The organism is Bradyrhizobium sp. CCGUVB14 (assembly GCF_024199935.1).
GTDB lineage: Bacteria > Pseudomonadota > Alphaproteobacteria > Rhizobiales > Xanthobacteraceae > Bradyrhizobium.
Window position 1 is genome coordinate 4,887,514 of record NZ_JANADS010000001.1, and the last position, 25,529, is coordinate 4,913,042.

Here is a 25,529-nt window from a genome sequence, read left to right on the forward strand (position 1 = left end):
CCTCTCATCCGTCATTCCATAGGATGGTCATTCTCTCCCGTTGCGGCCGGATTGGCCATAGGGAGGTATAGCTCCATGGCCGGCGTTGGCCGTTGATGGATGCCAACGTCGGCACGTCTGCAGGTCGGCCTTGGGCGGGAGGATTGAGATATGGGCCTCAGATTTGGTCTAGGAGAAGATCTTCATAGCGGTGGATACTCAATCGTCGATCGTCTATTTCTTGCCAAATAGATGGAGAAAGACTGAATGCGAGCGGAGGCATGGAGTGACATCGTTCAAGCTAATGCATCGAGCTATGGAGGGATCGTCGTCGGCATCGATCCTTACCTGCCGGATGTTCCCGCGGCTTTCGAGCAAGAGGGGAGCAGCGCTGATTGGCTGACCCGGTACCTCGATTTCGTCCTGGATAGAACCATTGGTCGGGTCGGCTTTGTGAAATTCCAAGCCGCTTACTTCGAGGCATATGGACTTGCCGGCCTCAACGCCTTGTCGTTGGCAATGAAGCGTGCCCGGAGTGCGGGCATGGGCGTGATCCTGGATGCGAAGCGCGGTGATATCGGATCAACCGCAGCTGCGTATGCTCGAGCCTATCTCACACCTGCGAATGCTGGTGGCAGCGGCGACTTTGAGGCGGACTGCCTGACCGTCAATCCAATGATGGGACCGGATACGCTGGAGCCATTCCTCGATTGTGTTCGCAGACATGGCAAGGGCTTGTTTGTCTTGTGTCGCACCTCGAATCCCGGCGCAGGCTGGTTACAAGACCGCATGACGGGAAATCGCTTTGTTTCCGACCGGCTCGCTGACTTGATCACGACTGTTGGCAAGGATTGCCTTCAGGGGGCGCACCTCAATCCAGTCGGTGCTGTGATAGGTGCAACAGTTCCACAAGAAGGAAGGCGGCTTCGCAGCCTCCTACCGAACGCCATTATTCTAGCTCCAGGGCTTGGGCCGCAAGGAGGAGATGCGACGGCATTGGACGCATTGCGGGGCACTCACTTGGGTGATCTTCTGGTGCCGGTCTCTCGCGGACTACTTCGTGTGGAAGATAGATCTATTGCACTGGACAAATACGAACAGCTCATCGAGGAACGTCTCGAACTATTCAGGACGATGATTGCAACTCCAGCGACCTTGAGTGCGACTGGTTGAAGGTCATGGGAGTTGAGATGGCCGCAACGAGCATCAGCCGCCGATAACCACGACCTGGGCGACATGCACTTCCCCCGGGAAACCGACGTTGACGAGTCTTCCCCCCACCGCCTACATCACGGCGCCGGGCACGCCGCTCCCGTCTTCACCCAAGCTTCCACCAATGCGCCGGCCTGCTCCTGTGTGCCCGGTGCGGGCGCGCGGCCGAAGCCGGGCTTCCAGGCCCAGCCGACCAGGGTGTCCTTGCCGATGTGGTCGATCAGCGCTTCCACCTTGCGGCCGCCGTTGCGCACGGGGTCTCTGATCTGCTCGCAGATCTCGCCGACCGTCTTGCCTTCCCAGGCCATCTCGCGCGGGGCGAGGTGCCATTCGGGATGGCCGGGAATGCGGCCGGGCTCGAAATTGGCTTTCTGGTGGCAGGTGTGGCAGCGCATCGCCTCGAGGCCGTGGCCGTCGGCGCCGCGCGTCACCGGCGGCTGATGGAGGCGGGGATTGTCGCCCTGGCGCGGGCTGTCGCCGGCCGGATGGCAGTTGGTGCAGCGTGGATGCGTCAGCACCTTGCCGAGTTCGGTGAAGATCGCGGCCGAGCGTTTTTCGGTGTCTGCGATGTTCGCAAAGCTTTCGGGCGAGGCGAGGGCGTGGCTCGCCGTGTCAGACGCGGCGTAGCCGGCGCACAGGCTGCTCGTCAGCGCCGCCAACACGGCCATGATCTTGACGCGCGTGGTGATCATCCCTTGCGCACTCATTTGGTGGCGACGAGATAGCGGCTGGAATCGGCGAGGATCACGTCGCGCACCGCCTCGTGATATTTGATGTAGCCGGTGCAACGGCAGAGATGCCCGTCGAGCGCATCCGCAATGGTCTGCTCCAGTGCCTCGCGGGCGACAGGCGCGCGCGACAGGCGTTCGAGCAGCACCTGGCCCTCATTGAGGAAGCCGGCGGTGCAATAGCCGCACTGGAAGGCGAAGTGATCGATGAAAGCCTGCTGCAGGGCCGAGAGCTGGCCGTCCCTGGCGTGGCCTTCCACGGTGCGGATCGACTTGCCGTCGAAATTCACCGCCGGCGCGACGCAGGTCGGGCTGGTGTAGCTCGTGCCATCCGGCTCGTCGACGATGATGGCGCAGCTCAGGCATTGCGCGGCGCCGCAGCCGAACTTGGTGCCGGTCATGCCGAGCATCTCGCGCAGGAAATCGTTCATCGAGAGATCGTCGCGGACATCCATCGGGCCATGTTTCTGGCCGTTGATGGTGAGGCTGAGGGTCGTCACGCGAGCACTCCCTTCAGGAGGTTTGCAGTCACCGGCAGCGCGCGGAAACGGTGGCCGGTGGCGTCGTGGATGGCGTTGATCAGCGCCGGCACGATCGGGATCATCACGACTTCGGCCATGCCCTTGGGCGCCTCGTCCGGGCTGAGCGGCTTCAGCATCTCGATCTCGAGGTCGCGCAACGGCAGGTCGGAGCCGCGCGCAACGAGGTAACGGCCGAGATTCCACTCGCCGTTGCCGGGGCCGCCTTCGAACGGCGGCAGCGTTTCCAACAGCGCGTAGCCGACACCCATGGCGAAGCCGCCATGCGACTGGCCCATCACCACCTCAGGCACCAGCGCCGTGCCGCATTCGAACACGCTGTAGGCCTTGGCGATGCGAAGTGCGCCGGAGGCACGTTCGATCTCGACGCGGACGAGCGTGCCGCACATCGAGGTGTAGGCGGTGCCGATGCGGTTGTTGTCGGTCGGCGGAAATTTGACGCTGATGCGGTTGATCCGCTCGAATTTGTTATTGCCGCGGCGGATCGCGAGCGCGTCGATCTCGGCGCGGTATTGCTCGCCGAACAGGGGGAAGCGCGCCCGCGACCAGGCCCAGCGCGAAAAACTATGTGCGACCGCACCCGTGACGAAGCCGCGCGCATGTGCGGTCGCGGCGAGCGCCGGCAGAGCCAGCGGTTCGAGGCCGGGCATGGTGAGCTGGCCGTTCTGCCAGCTCGCATTGGCCCATTGTTTGGCGCGCGGATCGGTCCTGGGAATGCGCCACAACTCCAGCGCCGCGGGCCACAGGCCGAAGCGGAAGATCACGCGGGCGGCTTCCGCCGACGAGTGCGTGCCGACATGGGCGCCGATCGAGGCCGATGTGGCCGAGGAGATCGAGGGCACCCAGCGCGGATTGCGTTCCGCGGCATCCTGGGTCTTCTGGTCCATCGTGTAGGGATCGCCCGAGGTGACGAGGCCGAGCACGTCGTAGCTGTCGACGCGGGCGACCGAGACCTCGTCGGCGATGGCGCCGAGATGGACGGCGACACGGTTCGCCAGCGCCGTGCCGATGCCGTTGCCCATCTCGACATGGTCGCAGAAGATCGCGATCTTGCCGTCAGCGCCGAGCTCGACGCGGCCGAGCGAGCAGTCCGCGCCGGAGCCATAATCCTTGGTGACGCAGGCCACACCCGTGCCGACCAGCCGGTCGCCCGAGGTTTGCCTGAGCTGGGCGCGCTGCCGCCAGATCGGGTGCTTTTCGAGCTTGTCGAGAATTTCGGGCGTGCGTACCGAGACGATGTAGGGATTGCCGGTCATGGTCCGGCCGTTCTGCTTCAGCGCATTGCGGCGGCGGAATTCGATCGGGTCGAGCTTGAGCTCGCTTGCCGCTTCATCGATCAGCGCTTCGAGCGCGGTCATGGTCTGCAGCGTGCCGTAGCCGCGCATCGAGCCGGCGGTGACGCCGCGCGAATGCAGCGCGATCGTGGTGACGTCGACCTTGGGGATGTCGTAGATGCCGATCGCGCCGGTCGCGGCAACCACCGCGACGTTGGCGGAGAAGTTCTGCAGGCCGCCGCCGTCGAGCAAATGATCGGCGGCAAACGCCTTGATCAGGCCGGTCGAACGGTCGATGCCGATCCGCGAGCGCATCTTGATCGGGTGGCGTTTAATGCCGCCCTGGAATTGCTGGTAGCGGTCATGCGCCAGCCGCACCGGCTTGCCCGGGAAGCAGATCGCCGCGAGCGCGACGTAAAGGATGAACGGCGTGTGGTCGCGGCCGCCAAAGCCGCCGCCGACATGGGCGAACTGCGCGTTGATGTGCGAGGGCTTGTAAGGCGCGTGCGCTTTGCCGAGCAGATGCGCGAGGGACTCCGCGGCCTCGTAAGGCGACTGCACGCCGAGCACCAGCTCGAGATTGCCGCCGCGGCCAGCGTACCAGGCGAGCCCGCACTCCGGCTCCAGAAACATCGGGTCGACCGACTGCGTCTCGAACTCGCGGTCGAGCACGAGGAGAGAGGCGTTGTCCGCAGCGAGCTCGCTGCGGATCTGGTCGCCGAGCTTGGCCGCCTTGACGTAGTCGGCCGGCATGTCCTTGGCGAGCGGCGACCACACCGGCAGTGCGGCGTTCTGCACCTTCTTGGGCGAGACCCAGCCGGCCTGGATCGGTGAATAGATATCGGGCTTGTCGGGCGAGGCGCCCGCGACGCGGGTGAAACGGTAGGAGCCGTAATCGGGCGCGATCACCGGGCCGGTTTCCTCGCCGAACCTGACGAAGGTGCCGTCACGCAGCACGAGGCGCGCCTGGTCGTAGGCGTCGAATTTCTCGAAGATCAGCAGCGCGACCGGCTGGCCGAGATAAAGCGGCGTCTTGCCGAGCGGGCAGAACAGATCGCCGGCATAGAATTCCGGCACCTCTGTGCCGATGCGGTCGAGATCGCTGGCGGTGACGACGACGGACGGCTTCAGCGGTCCCGACAGGCGGGCGAGGTCCATGCCGGCATAGACATGGGTGGCGTCATTGGCGCGCACCAGAATCGCGTGCGAGGTGGTCTGCGGCCAGCCGGGCATATCGTTGGCGCGGAAATCAGAGGCGTAGAGCTTTGCGCCGGTGACTTTGGCGACGCCGTCGACGCGGCCTGCGCCTTTTGTTGCTGGATTGAAATGTCCGCGCCCGGGCAGCGTCTCGTGCGACGCAAAGGGCGCGTTCGCCGCCGTCGCCATATGCGACAGGCTGACCGAGATGCCGCCCGCCGATAACCACTTCACGAACTCGCGTCGCGAAGGCCGCATGATCTCATCCTTGTACAAGGTCTTTCGGGGCTCACGATGCTGACGGCATCGCGACCACAGCTACGCGCCAACGCTGGCGTGAGGCTGTCATGATTCGCCCATGGGCGAATAGAACAGGGCGGCCGTTTACGAGAGGTGAAGGCGGCTGCGGCGAACGCAGCCGCCTCTCATCTGGCGCAACATCAAGCCTTCACTTGAGGTCGGCGATGGTCGCGGGCCCGGGGCCGGGCGTGACCAGGGTCGGCCATTGCTTGGAGCCGAACGGGACCAGCGGCGGCAGGAACGGCGTCATGCCGCGCTTTCCTGTTTCGGTGATGATCGCGGCGCGCGCGTCGCCTCCCATCAGCTCGTAGTCCATCAGATGATAACTGCCGAAGAACAGTGCGCCGACCGAGCGATCGGCGATGATCCGCGTCAGCGATTCCAGCATGTCCGCCGGCGTCGTGGTGAACGAGACCGTCTCGATCAGCAGCAGGCGCGTGTTGATCGCGTCGGGGCCGAAGAACTGGGCGAGCACGCTGAAGATCACGTTGTTCTGCCGGGCCACGTAGATGGTGTTGCTGGCGGCATAGGTCTTCTCCCAGTCCGGACCGAGCTGTGCCTTCCAGTCGGCCAGCACGCCCATCCAGTGCGCGACCTGGGTCTGGGCCGCCCATGCGACGTTCCTGGCGAGGAACGGAGCCTGCTGCTTGCCGAAAGCCTCCAGCCTGGCGAACGGAATGACGCCGCTCGCAAGGCACTCGTCCATGAAGGCGATGTTGTTCTTCAGGATGGTGCGGTTGTTGTCGCGCCAGTCGGCCTGCATCGGCGTGGCGTCGAGGCTGTCCAGCGCCGACTGCATCCGGCTGCGGAAGGCCAGCATCGCGCCGCGCCAGGATTTGTTGTCGGGATTGTCGACATAGGGGCCGACGACCTCGGCCAGCGCCATGGTGCTGTGGCCGACCGATTTCAGTAGCTGATAGACGATCGGCACCTGCGGCGCGTCGAGCGGCGGCTGGCCCGGCCGATAGAGGATCAGCCGTCCGCCGGCGCCGGAGAACAGGCCGAGGATCACCGGGTGCTTGCCGAGGATGTTCTTCTGGAACACCTTGGCAGCATCGCCATAGAGCTCGAACATCGCCGTGTTCAGCGCGAGCACGTCCCCGGTGGCGACGTCGCCCGGCGCGGCGTTGGTCTTGCCGGAGATCGGCGCCATGTAGTCGGGCAGGGTCTGGGCGGTTGCGGCGCTGCCGCCGAGCATCAGTACGGCGGCCATGGCCAGGCCAAAGCGAGTTCTCATCGGTCGTCCCCCGGGTCACATCTCAGCTCTACGGACGCCCGTCGGAATCGCCGGGCGTCGCCACCCGCGCTTTTGGCCGAAAATTGCTAAGGATTTGTCAGGAGGGAACAAAACCCGGGCCCGGCCGGGCTTCCTTTGGCGGCCCGCATGGCCTATTACGCCGCAACGCAATAATTCCCCCAAAAGACCTCATGATCCGCCTCGACAACGTCAGCAAGCAAGCCGGCCACCAGATCCTGTTCATCGAAGCCTCCGCCGCCCTTAATAAGGGCGAGAAGATCGGCCTCGTCGGCCCGAACGGTGCCGGAAAGACCACCCTGTTCCGGATGATCGCCGGCGAAGAGCTGCCCGACGAAGGGCAGGTCTCGACCGATCGCGGCATCACCATCGGCTATTTCAACCAGAACGTCGGCGAGATGTCCGGTCGCAGCGCCGTGGCCGAGGTGATGAATGGCGCCGGTCCCGTCAGCGAGGTCGCGGCCGAGCTGCGCCAGCTCGAAGCCGACATGGCCGACCCCGACAAGGCCGACCAGATGGACGAGATCATCGCCCGCTATGGCGAGGTGCAGCACGCCTTCGAGGAGCTCGACGGCTACGCGCTCGACGGCCGTGCGCGCGAAGCGCTGTCCGGCCTCGGCTTCAGCCAGGAGATGATGGACGGCGACGTCGGAAAACTCTCCGGCGGCTGGAAGATGCGCGTGGCGCTGGCCCGCATTCTGCTGATGCGTCCCGACGTCATGCTGCTCGACGAGCCGAGCAACCACCTTGATTTGGAAAGCCTGATCTGGCTGGAAAAATTCCTGCACGATTACGAAGGCACGCTGCTGATGACCTCGCATGACCGCGAGTTCATCAACCGCGTGATCTCGAAAGTGGTTGAGATCGATTCCGGTTCGCTGACGACGTACACGGGCAACTACGAGTTCTACGAGCAGCAGCGTGCGCTGAACGAGAAGCAGCAGCAGGCGCAGTTCGAGCGCCAGCAGGCGATGCTCGCCAAGGAGATCAAGTTCATCGAGCGCTTCAAGGCGCGCGCCTCGCACGCCGCCCAGGTCCAGAGCCGGGTCAAGAAGCTCGACAAGATCGAGCGCGTCGAGCCGCCGCGCCGCCGCCAGTCGATTGCGTTCGACTTCCTGCCGGCGCCGCGCTCCGGCGAGGACGTCGTTGCGCTCAAGGGCGTACACAAGGGGTATGGCAGCAAGCGCATCTATGACGGGCTGGATTTCATGATCCGGCGCAGGGAGCGCTGGTGCGTGATGGGCGTCAACGGCGCCGGCAAGTCGACGCTGCTCAAGCTGATTGCCGGCGCAAGCGAGCCGGACCAGGGTACGGTGGCGGTCGGCGGCAGCGTCAAGATGGGCTATTTCGCCCAGCACGCGATGGATCTGCTCGACGGCGAGCGCACCGTGTTCCAATCGCTGGAAGACCAGTTTCCGACCGCGGGGCAGGGCTCCTTGCGCGCGCTCGCCGGCTGCTTCGGCTTCTCCGGCGACGACGTCGAGAAGCGCTGCCGGGTGCTCTCAGGCGGCGAGAAGGCGCGGCTTGTGATGGCGAAGATGCTGTTCGACCCGCCGAACTTTCTGGTGCTGGACGAGCCGACCAACCATCTCGACCTCGCCACCAAGGAAATGCTGATCACGGCGCTGGCGGATTTCGAAGGCACGATGTTGTTCGTTTCGCATGACCGCCACTTCCTGGCGACCTTGTCGAACCGCGTGCTCGAGCTGACGCCGGAAGGCATCCACCAGTACGGTGGCGGCTACACGGAATACGTCGCGCGGACCGGGCAGGAAGCGCCGGGGTTGCGGAGCTAGCCGGGATGGGCGCCGATCGGCGCCCATCCGTGTCGCTCTCAATCGCTACCGCAAAATCTCGTTCAGCACTTCGCCGTCGACCCCGTGCGGCCTGACGCCCAGGATCTGCATGATGGTCGGGGCGACGTCGAGATTGTGCATGCGGCGGATCGTGGTGTTGTCGCGGATGCCGGGGCCGGCGGCGATGAAGGTCGCGCTCATCACCGGCAGCTTGGGATCGTGGCCGTGGGCGCCGTAGAAATTGGGCATCGATAGCGCGGTGGTGGCCGCGCTGAATGCGGCATCGCCGAGGCGGGCGACGCCAGGGTTCTGGATGCCGTCGAAATTGTAGCCCGGCGCCATCAACGCGAACACATCGCCAAAATCCTGGCCGATGGTCTTGCTGGTGCACTGCCCGAGCCCGGCCTCGCATTGCGCGGGACGGGTCTCGACCACGGTGAAGATCTTCCCGTTGTCGAGCGAGAAGTTGAACTTCGGGTTGGGGTCGACCGCGTTCTGCACGGCTGCGGTGATCTGCGCCAGCAGCGCCTGGTAGGTGGCGGGATCGACGGTGCCGCCTTGCTCGCGCTGCTGCAGGTTGATGTAGATATTGGCTGCGGGACCTGAGGTGCGGATCGCCACTTTGGTGGTGTCGATGCCGGCATTCCTGAGGATGTTGGTCATGCTGACCGAGGTGTGGAACGGCGCAAAGCCGTGGTCGGACACGACGATGACGTTGCTGTCGGGGCCGGCCGCATCCGCGATCCGCTTCACCGCCTTGTCGGCGGTCTGATAGGCGAAGCGGATATAGGAAGCGTAGCGCGCGACCTTGGCCGGGTCCTGGTTGGCGCCGATCGAGTTCGGGTCCTTCGGGTTGGTACCCTGACGGGGATCGGTGAGCAGGAACTGGTGCTCGGAGCCGTCGGGCTGCTCGATATAGACCATCACGAGGTCGGCGTCGGGATGGTTCTGGATCGCGCGCTCGCCGATCTCGGCCTGGTAGCGCACGAAGGTTTTCACCATGTCCTCGAACATCGCCTCGATCTCGACATCGGGGAAGTTGGTGAAGCCCGGGCTCAGCCGCTCCGGAATGCGGAAATCGGCCTGCGGACGCCAGAACCCGATGCTGTTGTTGATGTCGTCGACATCGGCCAGCACCGGCGCGTTGCGCGGAATGTAGTTGGCGCCGTAGCGGGCAAAGCGCACCACCGAGAGATCAGGCGCGAGCTGCGAGACGAAGTACGCAGCGCCAACCTTCGCCCCGCTGCCGTCGAAAAAGAAAGGCGCGTTCTCGCCGCCGAACTTGACGTAGGCCGGTCCGGTCGCCGGCGGCGCGAACGGTCCCGCCGTGATGCCGCGCGTGGCGTCGAAGAACACCAGCGTGTCGTAGTTCGCGACGTTGTCGTTGGTGGTGTCGAGCGCGGCAACGCGGATCGCGTATTTGAGGTCGAGCGTCGCCGCGCTGGTGCAGGTCGCGGTCGAGGCCGACGCGCAGGAGAAGCTCTCGATCGGATTTGTCGTCGCCAGCACCGGGCTGAACGAGAAGCGGCCGGCCGCCTGCAGCGCCGTGGCCACCGCCGGATCAGGGGCGAAGTCGGCCCGGGTCAGCGAAAAGCCCTGGGCACCAAGTCCGCCGAAGGCACCGAACGGCACGGTGTAGTCGGTGACGCGGATCGGCTGGGCCGGTTGCACCACGGTGCCGTTGATCGAGATGTCGGCGCCGTCGCCACCCGGCCATGTCGCGGTGACGACCTTCTTGCCCTGCTGGCGCAACTGCACCCACAGCGGCGAGGCCGTCGGCCGTGACGTGGGGCCGAGCGGGCTCTCGCGATAGCCGCCGATCGGCGCGGCGAAGCCGCTGAGGCTCGAGGTGGATGGGCCGACGATCGCCTGGAAGGTGTTGGACGGGATGTCGTTGTGAACGGCGGTCGAGCCGGTCGCGATCTCGATATGCGAGACCGCGGTAAGCGAGGGCGAGGCCGTGATGTTCTGCACGGCAATCGCGCCATGGCGGCTCAGTCGCGCCAGCCCGCCGTCGCGCGGCAGCACGCCTTCCGCGATGAATTGCTGAATGAAATCGGGCTTGGCCCCGTCGAGCGAGATCAGCACCACCGGCGGCGAGCGATGCCCGTGATACCTGCCGTGATCGTGGTCACGCGAATTGTCGGAACCGCGGTCGCGGTTATCCTCGTCGGCATGGGCAGGCATCACCGTGCCGGCCAGCGATGCCGCGAGCGAGAGCGATGAAATCAGCGAGAAAACTTTCTTCTTGTCCACGTGCAGCCCCGTGTTTTTCTTCGCGCAATCTGTGCGCGTTTCACCTGGAATGACACGTGGAGTATCGAGTGCGGCCGACGACGCGCGTGTGACGCTTGAGCGACGCGTACGCGTCGCTGCGCGGATGTTGTCGCAAGAGTCCAACCCGATCTCCGTCGCGCGCGCGAGGGGAACTCGGCAACGCAGGCCTGCGCGCACGCGCCTTGAACGCTGCGAACCCGTTCGTTACGCTTGAGGAAAGCCAGGAGGGGCGCGTGAAGCAGTTGAGGATCGGCGACATCACCATCGATGCGGTGATCGAGCGGGAAGGGCCGTGGCGGCGGCCGCAAGATTTTTTCCCGGCTTATGACGACGGCGTGTTCAAGCACCATCTGCCGACGATGGAGCCGGAGGTGTTCGACGCCGCGCGCGGCATGATGGTCATCACCTATCAGACCTTCGTCGTGCGCACGCCGCGCTACACCATCCTGGTCGATACCTGCACCGGCGAGGACAAGGGCCATCCACCGCCGTTCGACTTTCCCGGCAAGGAGCGCTGGCGCAACGAATTGTTCGCGCTCGGCATTAGCTTCGAGCAGATCGACTACGTCTTCTGCACGCATCTGCACATCGATCACACCGGCTGGAACACCACCTTGCGCGACGGTCGCTGGGTGCCGACATTCCCGAACGCGAAATACGTCTTCCACAAGGGCGAGTACGCGGCCTGGGAGGCCGAGAATGCCAAAGGCAACAACCCTCCCGGCACGGTGTTTCGTGACAATTGTCTGCCGATCGTCGAGGCGGGGCAGGCGCTGCTGGTCGACGACGATTATGCGCTCGACGACACCGTGACGCTGACCCCGACGCCCGGGCATTCACCCTGCCATTGCTGCGTGAATATCTTGTCGAAGGGCCGGCGCGCGGTGGTCGCCGGCGACCTCATGCATCACCAGATCCAGTGCCGCGAGCCGGACTGGTCGGCGAAGCCCGATTGGGATGCCAAGCAGTCGGCGGTGTCGCGACGGAAGTTTTTCGCCTCCGTCGCGGACACCGATACGCTGATCCTGCCGATCCACTTTCCGGCGCCGACGGTCGGCCTGATCAAGCCGCTCGGCGCCGCGTTCGATTACCGCTTCAAGCGGGAGTAGGGCTTTCCGCCGTTAGTCGGGGCGTAGCCCGGATTGCGCTTCGCTCCATCCGGGCTACAGACCTCACCGGATGCTCTAATACGAGTAGAACATCCGCTGGATTTCCTTGGTGTCGGTCGTCTTGGTCAGCGCCAGCATCAGCAGGATGCGCGCCTTTTGCGGATTCAGCGTATCCGAGACGACGAAGTCGTGTTCGTCGTCCTTGGCCTCGCCATTGCGCGCAACGATGCCGTTGCCGACGCGGCTGCTGCGAACGATCACGACACCCTTCTTGCGCGCCTCGTCGAGAGCCGGCTCGACCGCGGGCCGGGCGAGGCTGCCGTCGCCCACGCCGGCATGCACGATCCCCTTGGCGCCGGCGGCGACGAATGCGTCGACCGCGACCCGGTTCATGTTGGCATAGCCGTAGACGATATCGACCTGCGGCAGCGTATCGAGGTTGGACACGTCAAACTCGGAGTCCGCCGTGTTCCGTCGCGTCGATTGACGATAGAAGTACGGCTTGTTTCCCTGCATGTAGCCGAGAAAGCCGAGCTCAGGCGTGCGGAAAGTGTCGGCCGTGGAGGTGTTGTTCTTGGTGACCTCGCGCGCCGCATTGATCTGATCGTTGAGAGCAACCAGCACGCCCTTGCCGACCGCTTCCTCACTGCCTGCGAGGATCACCGCATTGAACAGGTTGATCGGTCCGTCCGCGCTGATCGCGGTCGACGGCCGCATCGCACCGACGATGACGACGGGCTTCTTGCTCTTGACCACGAGATCCAGGAAATAGCTGGTCTCCTCGATCGTATCGGTGCCGTGCGTGATAACGATCCCGTCGACGTCGTCCTGCGCGAGCAGCGTGTTGACGCGCTTGGCAAGCTTCAGCCAGTAGTCGTTGTTCATGTTCTCGCTGGCGATCTGGAAAACCTGCTCGCCCTTGACGTTGGCCACCGTCTTCAGTTCGGGGACCGCGTTCAGCAGGGTCTCGATGCCCACCGTGGCCGCGGTGTAACCGACCACGGTCGTACTGCTTGCCCCGGTGCCGGCGATGGTGCCGCCGGTTGCCAGAACCATGACGTTGGGCAGACCGACGCCCCTCGCGTTCGCGACGTCAAAGTTGATGAGCAGCGCGAACAGCAAGCTCGCTGTCGCTATGATCGGATGATGCACTCGAAGTTGCCACATCTTGACGTCCCTTTCCTGGAAAGCCTGGTCGATGCGCCCCATTTCGCTCAGCACGCCATGATCCGTCAGCCGACGGCGTCTGTCTAGGGTTGTAATGTCGAGGGATGATTTGATTGCGGTGCGCGGCGCGCACGGAGAGGCGGCCTTGGCGTCATGTCGGGCAGAAGCGCGAAGACGCGCTTCGCGCTTCTGCCCGGACATGACGGAGTTCGTTTGCAGACTGCCCGCTAAAGCGGCAGCGAATTCGTAGCGCCTTACGCGCCCATCTCGCACTTCTTCATGAAGCTGTTCTTGGCGGCGCCGGCGAGCGCCTTGCCGTCGGAGCCGACGGCCTTGGGCGTGCAGGCGTCTTCCTTGCACTTCTTCATGAACGAGGTCTTGGCCGCTCCGGCGAGCGCCTTGCCGTCCTTGCCGACCGCCTTGCTCTCGCAGGTGTCGTCCGCAAGGGCCGAGCCTGCTGCAAAGGTGGCAACGATCGCAGCCAGGAAAATTCGCTTCATCATGGGTGTCTCCCTAAACCAAAAAGATGGCGCTGCGAATTGGAGCGCGGAATCGTGGCGCAATCAAGCAGGATCGCGGTGCGGTATCGGTCCTCGCTTCATTTTTTCCAGCGGTCGAGGATGCCGGCGGCCCTGGCGAGGGCATCGTTCATGGCCGCCTGATTGCCCAGCGCGGATTGCCGGCGCGACGACGGCTCGTCGAAATCATGGGTGGCGCCGGGATAGAGGGTGACGTCGACGGGGCTGCCCGCCTGCCGCGAGCGCTCGGCGACGCGCTGGCAGATCGCGGGCGAGACCTCCTCGTCGTCGGCGCCCAGGAACATCGCGATCGGCGCCGTGGTCGAGATGGTCGATGCGAGCAGGGCGGTCTGTCCGCAGCCCGGATAAAACACCAGGGCGCCGCGATAGCCCGGCTGATTGCCCTGCTGGCTTGCTTGCCGGATCATCACGTTCAACGCGGTGCTGCCGCCATTGGACCAGCCTTGCAGATAGATCCGGCCGGCAAGGACGTCGCTGCGGCCGCGCAGATAAGCGAGCGCGCCTTCGGCGTCGAGCGGGCGCACATCGGTCTCGTTGACGTCGGCGCGGTCGGGGTCGCCATGGGTGAAGCGGCCAAAGCCATAGGCCTTGCCCCGCGGGCCAAAACTGTCCGGCAGCAAGGCGAGGTAGCCGCGCGCCGACCAATATTCACCCCACATCGCATGACGCTTCGACAAGGTGTTCGCATTGCAGGGCGAGGTGGTGCCGGCGCCAACGAAGGTGCAATCTTCATTGTCATTGCTGGAGTACGGTCCGCCGCGCCCGTGCAGCATCACGATGGCGGGCCAAGGGCCGGGCGTGCTGGGCTGGAACAGATAGCCGGTGAGCGCCGTGCGGCCGTCGGCGCTACGAAAATAGACGGTCTGGGGCGCGGCCGCGACCGCGTGTATCGACAGCAGCAGGGCTGCGATCAGGCTGACGATGCGGACCAGATGAGGTCGCAATTCGAATCCGTCGGGCCGCAACGCGATCAGACCCCGCGCGCGAGCAATGCCTTGAAGTCGGCGCGTGCACGCTGTGCTTCGGCACGGGCGACCTCGGAGGCGTCCCCGAGCCCGAAATAGCCATGGATCAGGCCGGCACCCTCGTGATGCTTCACCCGTACGCCGGCCGTCTCCAGCGCCTGTGCATAGGCTGTGCCTTCGTCGCGCAGCGGGTCGTACCAGGCGGTGGTCACGATCGCGGGGGCGAGGCCTGCGAGCGAGGCGGCACGCAGCGGCGAGACCCGCCAGTCGGCGGCGTGACCGGCATCGGCGAGATAATGGCCGGCGAACCACTCCATGACGGCACGCGAGAGGAAGTAGCCATCTGCATTTTCGGCGCGCGACGGAAAGCGCGCGTTCTCGCGCGCGTCGGCATAGGAGCCCACGACATCGGTGACGGGATAGACCAGGAGCTGAGCGGCGAGCTTGATGCCGGAATCGCGGCAGGCGATCGCAGTGGAGGCCGCGAGATTGCCACCGGCACTGTCACCGGCAATGCCAAGACGCCTGGCATCCCCACCAAATTCCGCAACGCGGTTGAACACGTCGCTCGCAGCATTGAAGGCGTCGTCGAAGGCGCCAGGAAAGCGTGTCTCCGGCGGGCGGCGATAGTCGACGGAGACCACGACCGCGCCGGTCTCGATCGCGAGATTGCGTGCCTGTCGGTCGTGGGTCTCGAGGTCACCCGCAACCCAGCCGCCGCCGTGGAAGAACACAACGGTGGGCGCGGGCGCGCTGCCGACGCGATAAACGCGCGCATCGAGCGGGCCGGCGCCGCCCTTCACCTTGATATCCTGCACGGCATCGACGGGCGGCGGCGGGACGGCGGCACGTGAGGCAGCCAGTGCGCGCAAGGAATCGCGGGCGCTCTGTGGCGTCATCGTCGTGGGATCGCGCAGCGGCAGCAGCGGAATGATCTGGGCGATGACGGGATCGAGCGGCGCGGCCATGGTGGGGTCCTTACAGGGTTTTTGGTCTTGCTTGCGGGGTAGCATAGATTTCGCGCGCCGCATCGGCAACCGGAGACGTGTTGCAGATGTCATGCAGATGAATGAACGGGCAGGGAGGTCCTGAGGTGGAATTCGAAACGCTGGTCCAGTCGCGCCGCAGCGTGCGCGGCTTCAAGCAGCGGCAGGTATCCCGCGCCGTGGTCGAAGCGATCATCGAGAGCGCCAAGCGCGCACCGTCGTCGATGAACACCCAGCCCTGGCATGTTCACGTGCTGACCGGCGCGCCGCTGGAAGAAGTGCGCCGCCGCAACATGGAGGAGATGGTCGGGGGCGCAAAGGTCAAGCGCGACATCATCAGCTATGGCGAGTATCAGGGCATCCATCGTAGCCGCCAGGTCGACATCGCCAAGAAGCTGTTCGGCGCGATGGGGATTGCGCGCGACGACAAACCGATGCGGCAGGATTGGGTGCTGCGCGGCTTCCGCCAGTTCGACGCGCCGGTCTCGCTGGTGCTCACCTATGACCGCGTGCTTGATCCCGGCGCCGTCTGTCATTTCGATCTCGGCGCACTCTGCTACGGCATCGTGCTGGCAGCCTGGGACCGCGGGCTCGGCTCTGTCATCAACGGGCAGGGCATCATGCGCTCCGACATCGTGCGCGAAGTCGCAAAGATTCCGGAAGACGAAGTCATCATGACTTGCGTTGCGATGGGCTATCCCGACGACAACTTTGCCGCGAATGCCGTTCGTTCGGATCGCGAGGGTAATGACGAGTTCGTCCGCTACGTCGGTTTCGCCGACTGACATCGAGAGGTCGGAAGAGATTATTCCGTCACGAAATTTTTCGTGCGGACTCGTTACGGCCTCTTGCAATCTCTTCCGTGCAGGAGGAACAATATGCGGACTCAAAGGTTTGTTGCTGGCGCGAGGGAACTGACATGCGGCGGCTGGCTAGCCTGGTTCGATGGTTCTTCGGCCCGCGGGTGCGTGGTCCGATCGATGATGATCCCAGCCTTCCCTTCACTCCTGAAGAGTTCAGCAGGCTGGTTCGCAGTGGCCGGCGCGAGGATATGAAGCTGCTTGCCGAAGGGTTGGCCTCTCGTTCAATTCCGCGCCGCATCAAATACCGCGCTACGCACTGAAGCGCGTTGAGATCGGGATGAATCGCCGTCGTCCTTCGGGTTGTTGGGCGCGCGCTCAGCGTGAGAGTGCGACCTCCTTGAAGGATGTGACCAGCGCCTTTTCCAGCTTTCCGGTCATGCCGCAGAGAATTTGATAGGCCTCGTTGCGCGGCATCGTCGGCTTGTAGTGCCGGTGCTCGATCAGCGCGGCGAAGATGTCCGAGATCGTGAGAATACGCACGATATCGTTGATGCTCTCGCCGGCTAGCGCATCCGGATAGCCGCTGCCATCGAGATATTCATGGTGATGGCGGACGGCATCGAGAATTTCCGGCGTGATCTGCTCGTGATCCTTCAGGAACTCGTAACCCGCCGCCGGGTGGGTTTCGATCATGGTGCGTTCGTCGGGATCGAGACGGCCGGGTTTGTCGAGGATCGCAAGCGGGATCTGCGCCTTGCCGATGTCGTGGAACATGGCGGCCGTGTACATGCGCTCCAGATCCATTCGTCCGACGCCGAGACTGAGTCCGAAGTCGATGGCAACGCCGGTCACGAGCAAGCAGTGCTGATAGGTTCCCTCATGGTGGCGCCGTACCGTCGTGAGCCATTCCGTCAGGCCATGCTCGGTGATGCGGTCGGCAATCTGACGTCCAGCTTCCTTGGTGCCGTTGACGTCAAGGGGCTGGCCAAGTGTCACGGCCGTGAACATCGATGCGATCGCGGTGGCAGCTGTCTCGACGGCGTTGTCCGGCCGAGGCGAACCGCCCGATGAGTCCGCGGCCGGCTCGACCGGATCGACCAGCGCCGCCAGCAGCTTGGTCTTGTTGAGCGGACCGGGAAGCACGAGCGTCGCGCCGAGCGCATAGGCTTGCGAGATGCAGACATGCGAGGAGTGCTCGACGAGGAAGATGCGCTTGGCGGCCTTTGCCAGCCTGGCGGACCGTTTCTTGATCGCCGCGATATTGTCGACGTCGCGCAACTCCGCGCGGATGACGATGGCGAACGGCGCTTGAGACAGCTTGGCTTCCGCGTCGAGCCGTTCGCCCGCAACGGCGAATTGCTGTTCGAGCGCCGAACAGATGCCCGACAATTTGTCGGAGGAATCCGCCAGCACATGCACGAAGGGGCGCGCCGATTGCGCCGTTCGGATGCCGCCGTCGCCTTTGATGGGGCTGGTGATGGGTCGCGCGTTCTGCACGGGTGACATGGACTTTACTGAGGTACTGGAATTGAACGAGCGTGATGATCTCTTGAACTGGTTGGCCTACTTGGCCGGTGCGACGTCCGCCTTCGCACTCGTCAGCTTTTTCTTTGTATCGCCATTGATGAAGTGAACGCCGGCCATTGTGCCGTCGATCCAAACCAGCTCGCAGCGCCGATACGCCAGCCCCGTCGACGACAGCACCAAGAAAAATTCCTTGGCTTGCAGCACGTCGAGTGTGCCCTCGACCTCGATCTTGGCGCCGGTGTTCGATACATCGAGCAGAACGCAACTGCGCCGCCAGGTGCCGTCCGAACCCATCAAATTGACGGGTTGCCGGTGGTCCATTTTCACACGAGAGTCCTTGCGGCCATCGAACTTCATCGGCTAACCCCCATTTTTGCGCCGCGATGTCCCGGATCGCCTGTGTTGGCGCTTGCTGCGATTTCCCCCCAGCGCACCGTCCATTGGCTGGTCGACAAGAGAAGCGTTTCGAACATCAGCTGCGCGCGTTCGCGCTGGGCAAAGGAGAGCCGGGGGCCGTTGCGATTGCTCAAGATCGCGAGCGTGGTCGCCCAGTTCAGGCGCGACGCCCGGCAGGCCATCACCAGGCCCTCACAATCGTCATCGCTCATGACATGTTCGACGATCTCGATCGGCGCGCCCGACAGCACCGACAGGGCGGTGAAGAGATTGGCGGTCTCGCCGCGGATCGCGAAGCGATTCACGGTGGAATCGTTGAGCTTGCCGACGCGGCTTAACGCAACGATCTCGGGTCTGGCGCTTGCATAGTCGGCGGAGGAGGGCGGCTTTGGCGGGGCCGCGACGACTGCCTGCACGGGAGCAACGGCGGAGGCATTGGGCTTGGCGGGGGCTGCCCGGACGGGCGCCGGCTTGGCGGGTGCGGTCGAGAGCAGCTTCCGCACGATCAAGTCGGGGGTACCCGGCCGCAGCACCAGCGCTTTCGCAATTTCGCCGTCCTGGTCGGCCCCGGCGAGGGTGGCGTAAGCGGCCTCGGAGAATTTTGTTCCAGGGTTCTTAATCAGCGCATGAAAGAGATGCGCGCCGCGCTTGATCAGTGCCTCGGTCACATCAGGCTCGATGCAGTCACGCGCCGCGATGGCGCGTTGGTGCCGCTCGCCGCATGAGGTAGCGATTGCCGCCAGATCGGCCGTGGCAAGTGCCTGCGATCTCTGCAGCACGGGACATGCGACGTCCGCGTTGTCGTGGGAGGCAAGGCGCCGCAATGTCCGTGGCGGTGCGACCTTGAGGTCGGCAAGCGTCGTGGTGAGCTCAATCAGCGCGCCGACCTCGACCCGTTCCGTCAGGCGCAACAGAACGCCATCGACCACACCGCAGAGCAGTTCCTGAGATCGGTCGCGGCTGCCAGTGAGCAACTGCAAAATGCCGGAAAGAATGCGAGCGCAACGGTCAAGCGGACACGTTGCGACCGCCGCTTCCAATTCGACCAAAATATCAGCAGGCGAATTTGCCATCATGGCAGGGGCCTGTACTCAAATAAACTTCGACGAACTAACGCCCCTCATTCCGCCAGACATGCGTTAATTTGAAATTTAGGCCTCGCCCTCCCGGGGTATCTGCGCACCGCCTACCGCGCTGGAAACGCTATCGAAATTTGGCAGGAGGCGAACGCTCCGCTTGTCCTTTGCGCCGGACACTCGCCAACTGAGCGGGAGGGGCTCGGATGAGTCCTTCGCGCGAATGGGGGTTCACAGGAGGAATTCAGATCGGCGTATTGCCGGACACGCGCCGTTTCCTGGTGCGGTTTTTTATTTGTCATGAACAACAGTGATGCTGCGCCAGCGCTGGCGCCAAAGATATTTCGCTTCTCCGACGTTGACGAGTTTCGCAGTTCGATCCGCGGCCTGGATTACGAGTTCACGCCGTTCGTCCGAAGCATTGCGGCCGAGCAGATCATTCTGCAATTGCCCGGCTGCGACGTGAACATGACGCGGTCATTTCCGCGCGTCGTGGACGCGCAGCTCGTCGCCGATTGCACGGCAGTGGGCTTTGCGATGGACGAGCTCGAAATCCCGATCCGCTTCAACGGCGCGCAGCGCGACCGCGCCGTCATCGTCATCGGCAGCAGCGGCGCGGCCTACAACACGATCGAGGAAGTGCAGCGGCAGATCGCCTCGGTCGTGTTCCGGCCCGAGGTGAAGGATCGCGGCTGGCCCGTGACGAACTCCAGCTTCAAGATTTTCGAGACCAGTCCGTCGGCGCTGAACTGGCTGCGGAAGGTGGTCGGGGAAGTGCTGGCGGCTGCGGCCGAGCCGATCGATCCAGCCGAGGTGCCGTTGAAGGCGGCGGCGATGAAGGAATCCCTGCTCGCTGCGGTCGATGCCGCGTTCGCCGACATCGTGCAGGCGCGCTGGACCCAGCGGCCGAATGACGAGCGGCAGTTCAAGCTGTTCCAGGACATCCGCGCGCTGTTGTCAGACGACCTCTCGCAGCCGATCTACAGCGAGGAGGTCGCGCGCAAGCTCGATCTCTCCGTCCGAACCTTGCACGATGTCGTGCGCCGCTATCGCGGCATGAGCCTACATCGCTATCTGCGCCTGCGCCGCCTGTGGCTGGTGCGCCAGCGGCTGCTTGCCGGTGCCGACAGCGTCAAGGCCGTCGCGCTCGCGTTCGGCTTCTGGCACCTCAGCGATTTCTCTCGCAGCTATCGCGATCAGTTCGGCGAGACGCCGTCGGAAACGTTGGAGCGCGGCCGCAGGCGATAAGGGGTTGGGACCGGAGTCCGGTTTCGTGTTAGCCTGCCGGCCATGAGCAATCGCATCCTCGTCCTCTACGGTTCCTACCGGGCCGACCGCATGGGCATCCGCCTGGCGAATTTCGTCATCGATCGCCTGCGCAAGCGTGGCGAAGACGTCGAGTTCATCGACGCCAAGGCGATCGGCCTGCCGATGCTCGACCGCATGTATAAGGAGCACCCGAAGGGCAGCGCGCCCGAGGCGCTGGAGAAGCTCGCCGGCCAGATTCGCGGCGCCGACGGTTTCGTCTTCGTCACCGGCGAATACAATTGGGGCATTCAGCCCGGCCTGAAGAATCTCACCGACCATTTCCTCGAAGAGTGGTTCTGGCGGCCGGCCGCGATCGTGAGCTATTCCGCCGGCCGGCTGTCCGGCGCGCGTGCTTCGACCGCGTGGCACGGCACATTATCGGAAATGGGCATGGTGGTGATCTCAAGCACCATCGGCGTCGGTCCGATCGCCCAGACACTGTCGGCCGAGAGCGAGCCGATCGGCGAGGGCGGCAAGGCGCTGGAACGCTCGTTCCCGCGCTTCGCCGACGATCTCTTGTGGTGGATCGAAGCGGCCAAGGCCCAGCGCGCGCGCAAGGCGCCGCCTTATTGAGCTGCGCGCGTCTCTACGCCGCCCTGACTTCGCCGAGGAAGCGGTCGAACTGGCCGGCGAGATCGCGCGACTGCGTCGAGAGCTGTTCGGCGGCGCCAAGCACTTCCTGGGCGGCCGCTCCGGTGTCGTCGGCGGCGCGCTGCACGCCCGTGATGTTGGTGTTGACCTCCTGGGTGCCGCGAGCGGCTTCCTGGACGCTGCGGGAGATCTCCCGGGTCGCCGACCCCTGTTGCTCGATCGCGGCCGCAATCGCGGTGCCGATCTGGTCGATCTCGGCGATGACGTCGGCGACGTTGCGGATCGCAGTGACGGTCTCGTCGCTCGCGGACTGGATCGCATTGATCTGTTCGGAGATCTCGGTGGTGGCCTTGGCGGTCTGGCCTGCCAGCGACTTCACCTCGGAGGCGACCACGGCAAAGCCGCGGCCGGCGTCGCCGGCACGGGCGGCCTCGATGGTGGCGTTGAGCGCCAGCAAATTGGTCTGTTCGGCGATGCTCTGGATCAGCGTGACGACATCGCCGATCTTCTGCGCGCCGTCGGCGAGTGCACGCGCGGTGTCGCCGGTACGGCGGGCGTTGTCGACGGCGCGGGCCGCGATCTCGGTCGATTGCGCGACCTGACGGCCGATCTCGGCGATCGAGGAGGTCAGCTCTTCCGTCGCGCTTGCGACCGTCTGCACGTTGGTCGAGGTCTGCTCGGAGGCGGCGGCCACGACCGCGGCCTGGCTGTTGGTCTGGGCGGCCGTCGAGGTCATCGACTGCGCCGTGGTCTCCATGGTGGAGGAGGCCTGCGACAGGCCGCCGACGAGCTCGGTGACCTTGGCCTCGAAGGCGCGGGTCAGCTCGTCGAGCGCCTGGGCGCGGCGCATCTTGCCGTCGTTCTCGGCCTGCTTCTCGGCTGCGAGCCGGTCGGCCCGGATCATGTTGTCCTTGAACACCTGGACGGCCGCGGCCATCGCCCCGATCTCGTCGGAGCGCTCGGCGCCGGGGATCTCCTGCGCGACCTCGCCGTCGGCGAGCCGCGACATCCGGGTGGTCAGGCTGACGATCGGCGCGCAGACGCGGCGGCGGACCATCACGATGAGGCCGGCGCTGGCGATCAGCACGGCGAGGAGACCGACGAGCGCGATCGTGAAGCTGGTGCGCGCGGCGGCGGAGGCGCCGGAGAGGATCTGCTCGGCGTTGTCGTAGAAGGCGTCGCGGACGCCGATGATCGAGCCGAGGCCTTTCTGGGAGGCCACGTAGAAGGTCTCGACATCGTGCTCGTACTTGCCGCTGAGCGCGCCGTCCTTGACGAGCTTCATCTCGCGGCCGAATTCCTCGACATAGCTCGCATTCATCGTCTCGAGCGCCGCGGCGACGTTGGATGGCGTTGCCGGATTGCCGCGCAGTTCCATCAGCGACATCACGATCTGGTCGTTGCGGCCCTGCATGCGGGCCATGTCGGCCTTCTCGGAATCGTTGGCGACCTTCTTGGCGCCGACAAGGTTCTTGTGCACGCTGGAATTGAGGCCGCCGATGTCGCGCAGCGTCATGGCGATGTTGGCGTAGTTGGACTGGCGATAGGCATCGCCGTTGAGGATCGCCATGCGGCGGACCTGCTCGTTGAGCAGCGCGGTCACGCCGGCGTTGAGCACGGCATTGTCGGCGACGATCTTCTTGGCCGCGTCCTTGCGCGTATCCGCAGGTCCCGCGATCGCCTTGTCGATGGCGTCGCGCAGTGCGGTGAATTTCGAATTGATGCCGTCGATGTTGCTGCCGATCGCGTTGCCGTCGTCGAAGGAGCCGGGCAGCTCCTTGCGCAGCGCGTTCATCTTGTCGCGCGCGCCGTCGGTCTGCTTGCGCAGCTTGTCATGCTCGGTGAGCTGCGCGGGGTCGACGGTCGCCGGTCCGTACATGATGTTGGTGGCGAAGCCGCGCTCGGGATTGAGATAGCGCGGGATGTCGCTGACGGCGCGGACGATCGCGAGCCGGCCCTGCGCCTCGGCGATCCTGTCCATCGTCTGGTATTTCGTGACCGCGACGTAGACGGCGAGGCCGCCGCCGACGGTCGAGAGCGAGACGATGGCGGTGGTCAGCAGCGTACCGATTTTCATGATTCGTCCGGCAATTGCGCAGGTGGAGAAAAAAATTCTGCGCGAACGATAGGGGCGTCGTCTTAATCGCCGGTTTACGCTGCCGCCCGGCATGCTTCACCTGCATGCGTCCATTCGGCTAGGTGTAGGCTGCACTCACGGTTCCGAACGGACCGAAATCGGCGACATAGGTCTCGCCCGCCTTCGGTCGCAGCATGCCCGTCAGCGTGCCGGTGCTGATCGTCTGCCCGGCCTTGAGACCGATGCCGGTCCGCGACAGCTCGTTGGCGAGCCAGGTCAGTGGCACCAGCGGATGATCGATTGCCTCCGCTGCGCTGCCGCGGCGCCTCTCGACGCCGTTGCAAGTGAGCACGACCTCCCGGGCCGCGACGTCGCGGCTGCGCCAGTCGGCGATGGGGTCGCCAAGCACGATCGTTCCCGAGCCCGCGCCGTCGGCCAAGATCGCCGGCATCGGTGGAAACGCCGCGTCGTGGGCGAACCGGCATTCGGCGAGTTCGATGCCCGGATGCAGGGACGCAACGGCATCGCCGACCTCGTCGATCGCATATGGCTGCGCGCGGGGCGGCAGATCGGCGCCGAGGCGCACCTGGTACTCCACTTCCGGAATCGGGCTGCATTGCCGGGCGTGCTCCACGCGCGCGGGCGAGACCTTGATCAGCGGCGCGAACACGCGCCCATAGATCGGCGAGGAGGTGCGAAGCTGGCGTTGCAGCCCGGGCTTCATGCCGGCGATCTTCCAGCCGACGACGTCCCAGCCCAATTCCTCTTCGACCATGCGCGCAATGCGATACGCGGTGTCGGCATCCGGCGGCACCAGCCGCTCATCGAGGCCGCTTCGCTGCCGGGCGTTGCGACGCAAATCGGCGAGGTGGCGGGCGAGCTCGCGTTGCCGGGACACATCCATCGGTGCCTATCCAATCTATCTGGTGGTGCGGGCGAGGGCGGCGGACAGGACTGTCTCCAGCTCCTCCTGAACCTGATCGAGCGCGTCCGCGCTGCGGCTTGCGCGGCACAGCGCAACGGTGCCCTCGATCGAGGCGACGACGAGCGTTGCGAGCCGTTCCGCGCGGTCCGCGGCCAGCCCTTCGCGCAGCAAGGCCGCGTGCATGATCCGCCGCCAATCGGCGAACACCCCGTCGGCGAGCTCGAGCAGTTGCTGCTGCGCCGTCTCGTCGTCCTTGTCGGAGGCTTCGCCGACATAGCGGTCGACGGCGACGGCGAGCACCGGACAGCCGGCCTCGAAGCCGGTCGCTTCCAGCCGGCGGCGCCAGGATGCGGCGAAGGCCCGCAAGCCGCCGATCACGCCGCGTTCGCTCATGGCCTTCTCCAGGGGAATCGACACCGCCTTGCCGGCGAAGGTCACGGCTTCGGTGATCAACTGCCGCTTCCCCTCCGGAAAATGATGGCTGATCGAGCCGCGCGGCGTCGCCGTGTAGTGGACGACGTCGCGCATGCTGGTGGCATTGACGCCGCGGCGGCTCATCAGGTCGGCCGCGCCGGCGATCATTTTGTCGCGTGTGGTGGTCATGCCGCGAATATGACAGTTGACATAGTCGAGGGCAAGCTCAAATATGACGTGTGTCATACTCAAGGGGTGCGGGCAGAGAAGCCGCGCCGGCAGCATCAGGGAGACCCGCCATGACATCCGAAGGTCAGATCCGCACCGAGGTGCACGACCACGTCTTCAAGATCATCATCGACAATGTCGCGAAGAAGAACGCGTTCACGCCGGCGATGATGGAGCAACTGTCCGATGCGCTCACCGAGCTGCACGACAACGAGGCCTATCGTGTCGGCGTGATCTGCGCCGAGGGCAGGGATTTCACCGCAGGTCTCGACATGCCGAAATTCTTCGGTCCGACCGCGGAGAAGCGCAACACGAAGGAGGGCAATGTTGATCCGTTCGGCCTTGCCAAGCGTTGTCGCAAACCCGTTGTCACCGCCGTGCAGGGCATCGTCTTCACCATCGGCATCGAGCTGATGCTCGCCGGCGATATCGTGGTCGCGGCTTCTGATGCGCGCTTCTGCCAGATGGAGGCCAAGCGCGGTATTGCGCCCTTGGGCGGTGCGCATTTCCGCTTTCTCTCGCGCGCCGGCTGGGGCGATGCGATGTATCATCTGTTCCTGTGCGATGAGTTTTCCGCCGAGCGCGCTCAGGCGATCGGGCTGGTCCAGGAGGTCGTGGCCCCCGGCGAACAGGTCGCGCGGGCGATGGCACTTGCCGCCATCATCGCGCGCAACGCGCCGCTCGGCATCCAGGTGACCAAGGAGGCGGCGACCAAATATATCGAAGGCGGCGAGGCGGCTGCGATCGCCTACATCCCGAAAATTCGCGATCGCGTGCTGTCCAGCGCCGATGCGAAAGAGGGCATCCAGTCCTTCATCGAACGTCGCGCAGCCGTCTTCCAGGGCCGCTGATCTCGGGCGC

23 protein-coding genes are annotated in these 25,529 nt (G+C 64.8%); 8 read left to right on the plus strand and 15 right to left on the minus strand.

What is annotated here, in order from left to right; genetic code table 11:
• Positions 1-246 precede the first annotated feature (246 nt).
• The gene (pyrF, locus tag NLM32_RS22565) at positions 247-1,152 is read left to right on the plus strand and encodes an orotidine-5'-phosphate decarboxylase (protein WP_254131080.1); all 906 of its coding nucleotides are present in this window, start codon (positions 247-249) and stop codon (positions 1,150-1,152) included.
• Between the two features lie 116 nt (positions 1,153-1,268).
• On the opposite strand, the gene NLM32_RS22570 is transcribed toward pyrF, so the two are convergent.
• The 4 genes from NLM32_RS22570 to NLM32_RS22585 all read right to left on the minus strand — a co-directional run bounded on the left by NLM32_RS22570 (position 1,269) and on the right by NLM32_RS22585 (position 6,466).
• Positions 1,269-1,883, minus strand: coding sequence for an Isoquinoline 1-oxidoreductase subunit (locus NLM32_RS22570; protein WP_254131081.1), 615 nt, complete (start codon positions 1,881-1,883; stop codon positions 1,269-1,271).
• Positions 1,884-1,894: 11 nt separating this feature from the next.
• Entirely contained in the window at positions 1,895-2,419 is a 525-nt protein-coding gene (locus NLM32_RS22575) for a (2Fe-2S)-binding protein (protein ID WP_254131082.1), read from the minus strand.
• Entirely contained in the window at positions 2,416-5,187 is a 2,772-nt protein-coding gene (locus NLM32_RS22580) for a xanthine dehydrogenase family protein molybdopterin-binding subunit (RefSeq protein ID WP_254131083.1), read from the minus strand. Before NLM32_RS22580 ends, NLM32_RS22575 begins: the two co-directional genes overlap by 4 nt.
• Before the next feature lie 190 nt (positions 5,188-5,377).
• A complete protein-coding gene (locus NLM32_RS22585) occupies positions 5,378-6,466 on the minus strand; it encodes a hypothetical protein (protein ID WP_254131084.1) in 1,089 nt (362 codons plus the stop codon).
• Between the two features lie 191 nt (positions 6,467-6,657).
• Between NLM32_RS22585 and NLM32_RS22590 the strand changes: the two genes are divergently transcribed.
• Positions 6,658-8,280 (plus strand): ABC-F family ATP-binding cassette domain-containing protein, encoded by a 1,623-nt coding sequence (locus tag NLM32_RS22590; protein WP_254131085.1) that lies wholly within the window; start codon positions 6,658-6,660, stop codon positions 8,278-8,280.
• Positions 8,281-8,325: 45 nt separating this feature from the next.
• Here the strand turns inward: NLM32_RS22590 and NLM32_RS22595 are convergent, their stop codons facing one another.
• On the minus strand, positions 8,326-10,536 hold the full coding sequence (locus tag NLM32_RS22595) for an alkaline phosphatase family protein (protein WP_254131086.1): 2,211 nt from the start codon (positions 10,534-10,536) through the stop codon (positions 8,326-8,328).
• A gap of 254 nt (positions 10,537-10,790) precedes the next feature.
• Between NLM32_RS22595 and NLM32_RS22600 the strand changes: the two genes are divergently transcribed.
• The gene (locus tag NLM32_RS22600) at positions 10,791-11,666 is read left to right on the plus strand and encodes an MBL fold metallo-hydrolase (protein WP_254131087.1); all 876 of its coding nucleotides are present in this window, start codon (positions 10,791-10,793) and stop codon (positions 11,664-11,666) included.
• 75 nt (positions 11,667-11,741) lie between these two features.
• Here the strand turns inward: NLM32_RS22600 and NLM32_RS22605 are convergent, their stop codons facing one another.
• The 4 genes from NLM32_RS22605 to NLM32_RS22620 all read right to left on the minus strand — a co-directional run bounded on the left by NLM32_RS22605 (position 11,742) and on the right by NLM32_RS22620 (position 15,305).
• A complete protein-coding gene (locus NLM32_RS22605; RefSeq protein WP_256568284.1) occupies positions 11,742-12,833 on the minus strand; it encodes a type II asparaginase in 1,092 nt (363 codons plus the stop codon).
• A gap of 254 nt (positions 12,834-13,087) precedes the next feature.
• Positions 13,088-13,336 carry a hypothetical protein gene (locus tag NLM32_RS22610; protein ID WP_148777798.1) on the minus strand — a complete coding sequence of 83 codons (249 nt, stop codon included), beginning with the start codon at positions 13,334-13,336 and terminating at the stop codon, positions 13,088-13,090.
• 95 nt (positions 13,337-13,431) lie between these two features.
• Positions 13,432-14,316, minus strand: a complete 885-nt coding sequence (locus tag NLM32_RS22615) for a dienelactone hydrolase family protein (RefSeq protein ID WP_254131088.1) — start codon at positions 14,314-14,316, stop codon at positions 13,432-13,434.
• A gap of 26 nt (positions 14,317-14,342) precedes the next feature.
• Entirely contained in the window at positions 14,343-15,305 is a 963-nt protein-coding gene (locus NLM32_RS22620; RefSeq protein ID WP_254131089.1) for an alpha/beta hydrolase, read from the minus strand.
• 125 nt (positions 15,306-15,430) lie between these two features.
• On the opposite strand from NLM32_RS22620, the gene NLM32_RS22625 reads away from it, so the two are divergent.
• Together NLM32_RS22625 and NLM32_RS22630 are read left to right on the plus strand one after the other, a co-directional pair.
• Positions 15,431-16,108, plus strand: a complete 678-nt coding sequence (locus tag NLM32_RS22625) for a nitroreductase family protein (protein WP_254131090.1) — start codon at positions 15,431-15,433, stop codon at positions 16,106-16,108.
• Positions 16,109-16,242: 134 nt separating this feature from the next.
• Entirely contained in the window at positions 16,243-16,446 is a 204-nt protein-coding gene (locus NLM32_RS22630) for a hypothetical protein (protein WP_254131091.1), read from the plus strand.
• A gap of 55 nt (positions 16,447-16,501) precedes the next feature.
• Here the strand turns inward: NLM32_RS22630 and NLM32_RS22635 are convergent, their stop codons facing one another.
• The 3 genes from NLM32_RS22635 to NLM32_RS22645 form a co-directional block, all read right to left on the minus strand.
• Positions 16,502-17,623, minus strand: a complete 1,122-nt coding sequence (locus NLM32_RS22635; RefSeq protein WP_254135394.1) for an HD domain-containing phosphohydrolase — start codon at positions 17,621-17,623, stop codon at positions 16,502-16,504.
• 66 nt (positions 17,624-17,689) lie between these two features.
• A complete protein-coding gene (locus tag NLM32_RS22640; protein ID WP_254131092.1) occupies positions 17,690-18,010 on the minus strand; it encodes a PilZ domain-containing protein in 321 nt (106 codons plus the stop codon).
• Positions 18,007-19,125, minus strand: a complete 1,119-nt coding sequence (locus tag NLM32_RS22645; protein WP_254131093.1) for a DUF2336 domain-containing protein — start codon at positions 19,123-19,125, stop codon at positions 18,007-18,009. The genes NLM32_RS22640 and NLM32_RS22645 overlap by 4 nt, the downstream gene beginning before the upstream one ends.
• 300 nt (positions 19,126-19,425) lie before the next feature.
• On the opposite strand from NLM32_RS22645, the gene NLM32_RS22650 reads away from it, so the two are divergent.
• Positions 19,426-20,373: an AraC family transcriptional regulator gene (locus NLM32_RS22650; RefSeq protein ID WP_254131094.1), complete on the plus strand. Its 948-nt coding sequence runs from the start codon at positions 19,426-19,428 to the stop codon at positions 20,371-20,373.
• A 42-nt stretch (positions 20,374-20,415) separates the two neighbouring features.
• Positions 20,416-21,006, plus strand: coding sequence for an NADPH-dependent FMN reductase (locus NLM32_RS22655; RefSeq protein WP_254131095.1), 591 nt, complete (start codon positions 20,416-20,418; stop codon positions 21,004-21,006).
• Between the two features lie 13 nt (positions 21,007-21,019).
• Here the strand turns inward: NLM32_RS22655 and NLM32_RS22660 are convergent, their stop codons facing one another.
• From NLM32_RS22660 to NLM32_RS22670, 3 genes are all read right to left on the minus strand, one after another.
• On the minus strand, positions 21,020-23,101 hold the full coding sequence (locus tag NLM32_RS22660; RefSeq protein WP_254131096.1) for a methyl-accepting chemotaxis protein: 2,082 nt from the start codon (positions 23,099-23,101) through the stop codon (positions 21,020-21,022).
• 118 nt (positions 23,102-23,219) lie between these two features.
• Positions 23,220-24,005, minus strand: a complete 786-nt coding sequence (locus NLM32_RS22665) for a 2-keto-4-pentenoate hydratase (RefSeq protein WP_254131097.1) — start codon at positions 24,003-24,005, stop codon at positions 23,220-23,222.
• A 15-nt stretch (positions 24,006-24,020) separates the two neighbouring features.
• Positions 24,021-24,725 (minus strand): TetR/AcrR family transcriptional regulator, encoded by a 705-nt coding sequence (locus NLM32_RS22670; RefSeq protein ID WP_254131098.1) that lies wholly within the window; start codon positions 24,723-24,725, stop codon positions 24,021-24,023.
• 14 nt (positions 24,726-24,739) lie between these two features.
• On the opposite strand from NLM32_RS22670, the gene NLM32_RS22675 reads away from it, so the two are divergent.
• The gene (locus tag NLM32_RS22675; RefSeq protein ID WP_254131099.1) at positions 24,740-25,519 is read left to right on the plus strand and encodes a crotonase/enoyl-CoA hydratase family protein; all 780 of its coding nucleotides are present in this window, start codon (positions 24,740-24,742) and stop codon (positions 25,517-25,519) included.
• Positions 25,520-25,529: the final 10 nt, after the last annotated feature.

Coding starts and splice junctions, on each gene's coding strand:
- NLM32_RS22620 (WP_254131089.1), bottom strand. CDS start 15,305: ATGGCCGCGCCGCTCGATCCCGTCATCGCCCAGATCATTCCGCTGCTG.
- pyrF (WP_254131080.1), top strand. CDS start 247: ATGCGAGCGGAGGCATGGAGTGACATCGTTCAAGCTAATGCATCGAGC.
- NLM32_RS22655 (WP_254131095.1), top strand. CDS start 20,416: ATGAGCAATCGCATCCTCGTCCTCTACGGTTCCTACCGGGCCGACCGC.
- NLM32_RS22675 (WP_254131099.1), top strand. CDS start 24,740: ATGACATCCGAAGGTCAGATCCGCACCGAGGTGCACGACCACGTCTTC.
- NLM32_RS22585 (WP_254131084.1), bottom strand. CDS start 6,466: ATGAGAACTCGCTTTGGCCTGGCCATGGCCGCCGTACTGATGCTCGGC.
- NLM32_RS22610 (WP_148777798.1), bottom strand. CDS start 13,336: ATGATGAAGCGAATTTTCCTGGCTGCGATCGTTGCCACCTTTGCAGCA.
- NLM32_RS22660 (WP_254131096.1), bottom strand. CDS start 23,101: ATGAAAATCGGTACGCTGCTGACCACCGCCATCGTCTCGCTCTCGACC.
- NLM32_RS22670 (WP_254131098.1), bottom strand. CDS start 24,725: ATGCTGCCGGCGCGGCTTCTCTGCCCGCACCCCTTGAGTATGACACAC.
- NLM32_RS22590 (WP_254131085.1), top strand. CDS start 6,658: ATGATCCGCCTCGACAACGTCAGCAAGCAAGCCGGCCACCAGATCCTG.
- NLM32_RS22640 (WP_254131092.1), bottom strand. CDS start 18,010: ATGAAGTTCGATGGCCGCAAGGACTCTCGTGTGAAAATGGACCACCGG.
- NLM32_RS22605 (WP_256568284.1), bottom strand. CDS start 12,833: ATGTGGCAACTTCGAGTGCATCATCCGATCATAGCGACAGCGAGCTTG.
- NLM32_RS22665 (WP_254131097.1), bottom strand. CDS start 24,005: ATGGATGTGTCCCGGCAACGCGAGCTCGCCCGCCACCTCGCCGATTTG.
- NLM32_RS22570 (WP_254131081.1), bottom strand. CDS start 1,883: ATGATCACCACGCGCGTCAAGATCATGGCCGTGTTGGCGGCGCTGACG.
- NLM32_RS22630 (WP_254131091.1), top strand. CDS start 16,243: ATGCGGCGGCTGGCTAGCCTGGTTCGATGGTTCTTCGGCCCGCGGGTG.
- NLM32_RS22645 (WP_254131093.1), bottom strand. CDS start 19,125: ATGATGGCAAATTCGCCTGCTGATATTTTGGTCGAATTGGAAGCGGCG.
- NLM32_RS22580 (WP_254131083.1), bottom strand. CDS start 5,187: ATGCGGCCTTCGCGACGCGAGTTCGTGAAGTGGTTATCGGCGGGCGGC.
- NLM32_RS22650 (WP_254131094.1), top strand. CDS start 19,426: ATGAACAACAGTGATGCTGCGCCAGCGCTGGCGCCAAAGATATTTCGC.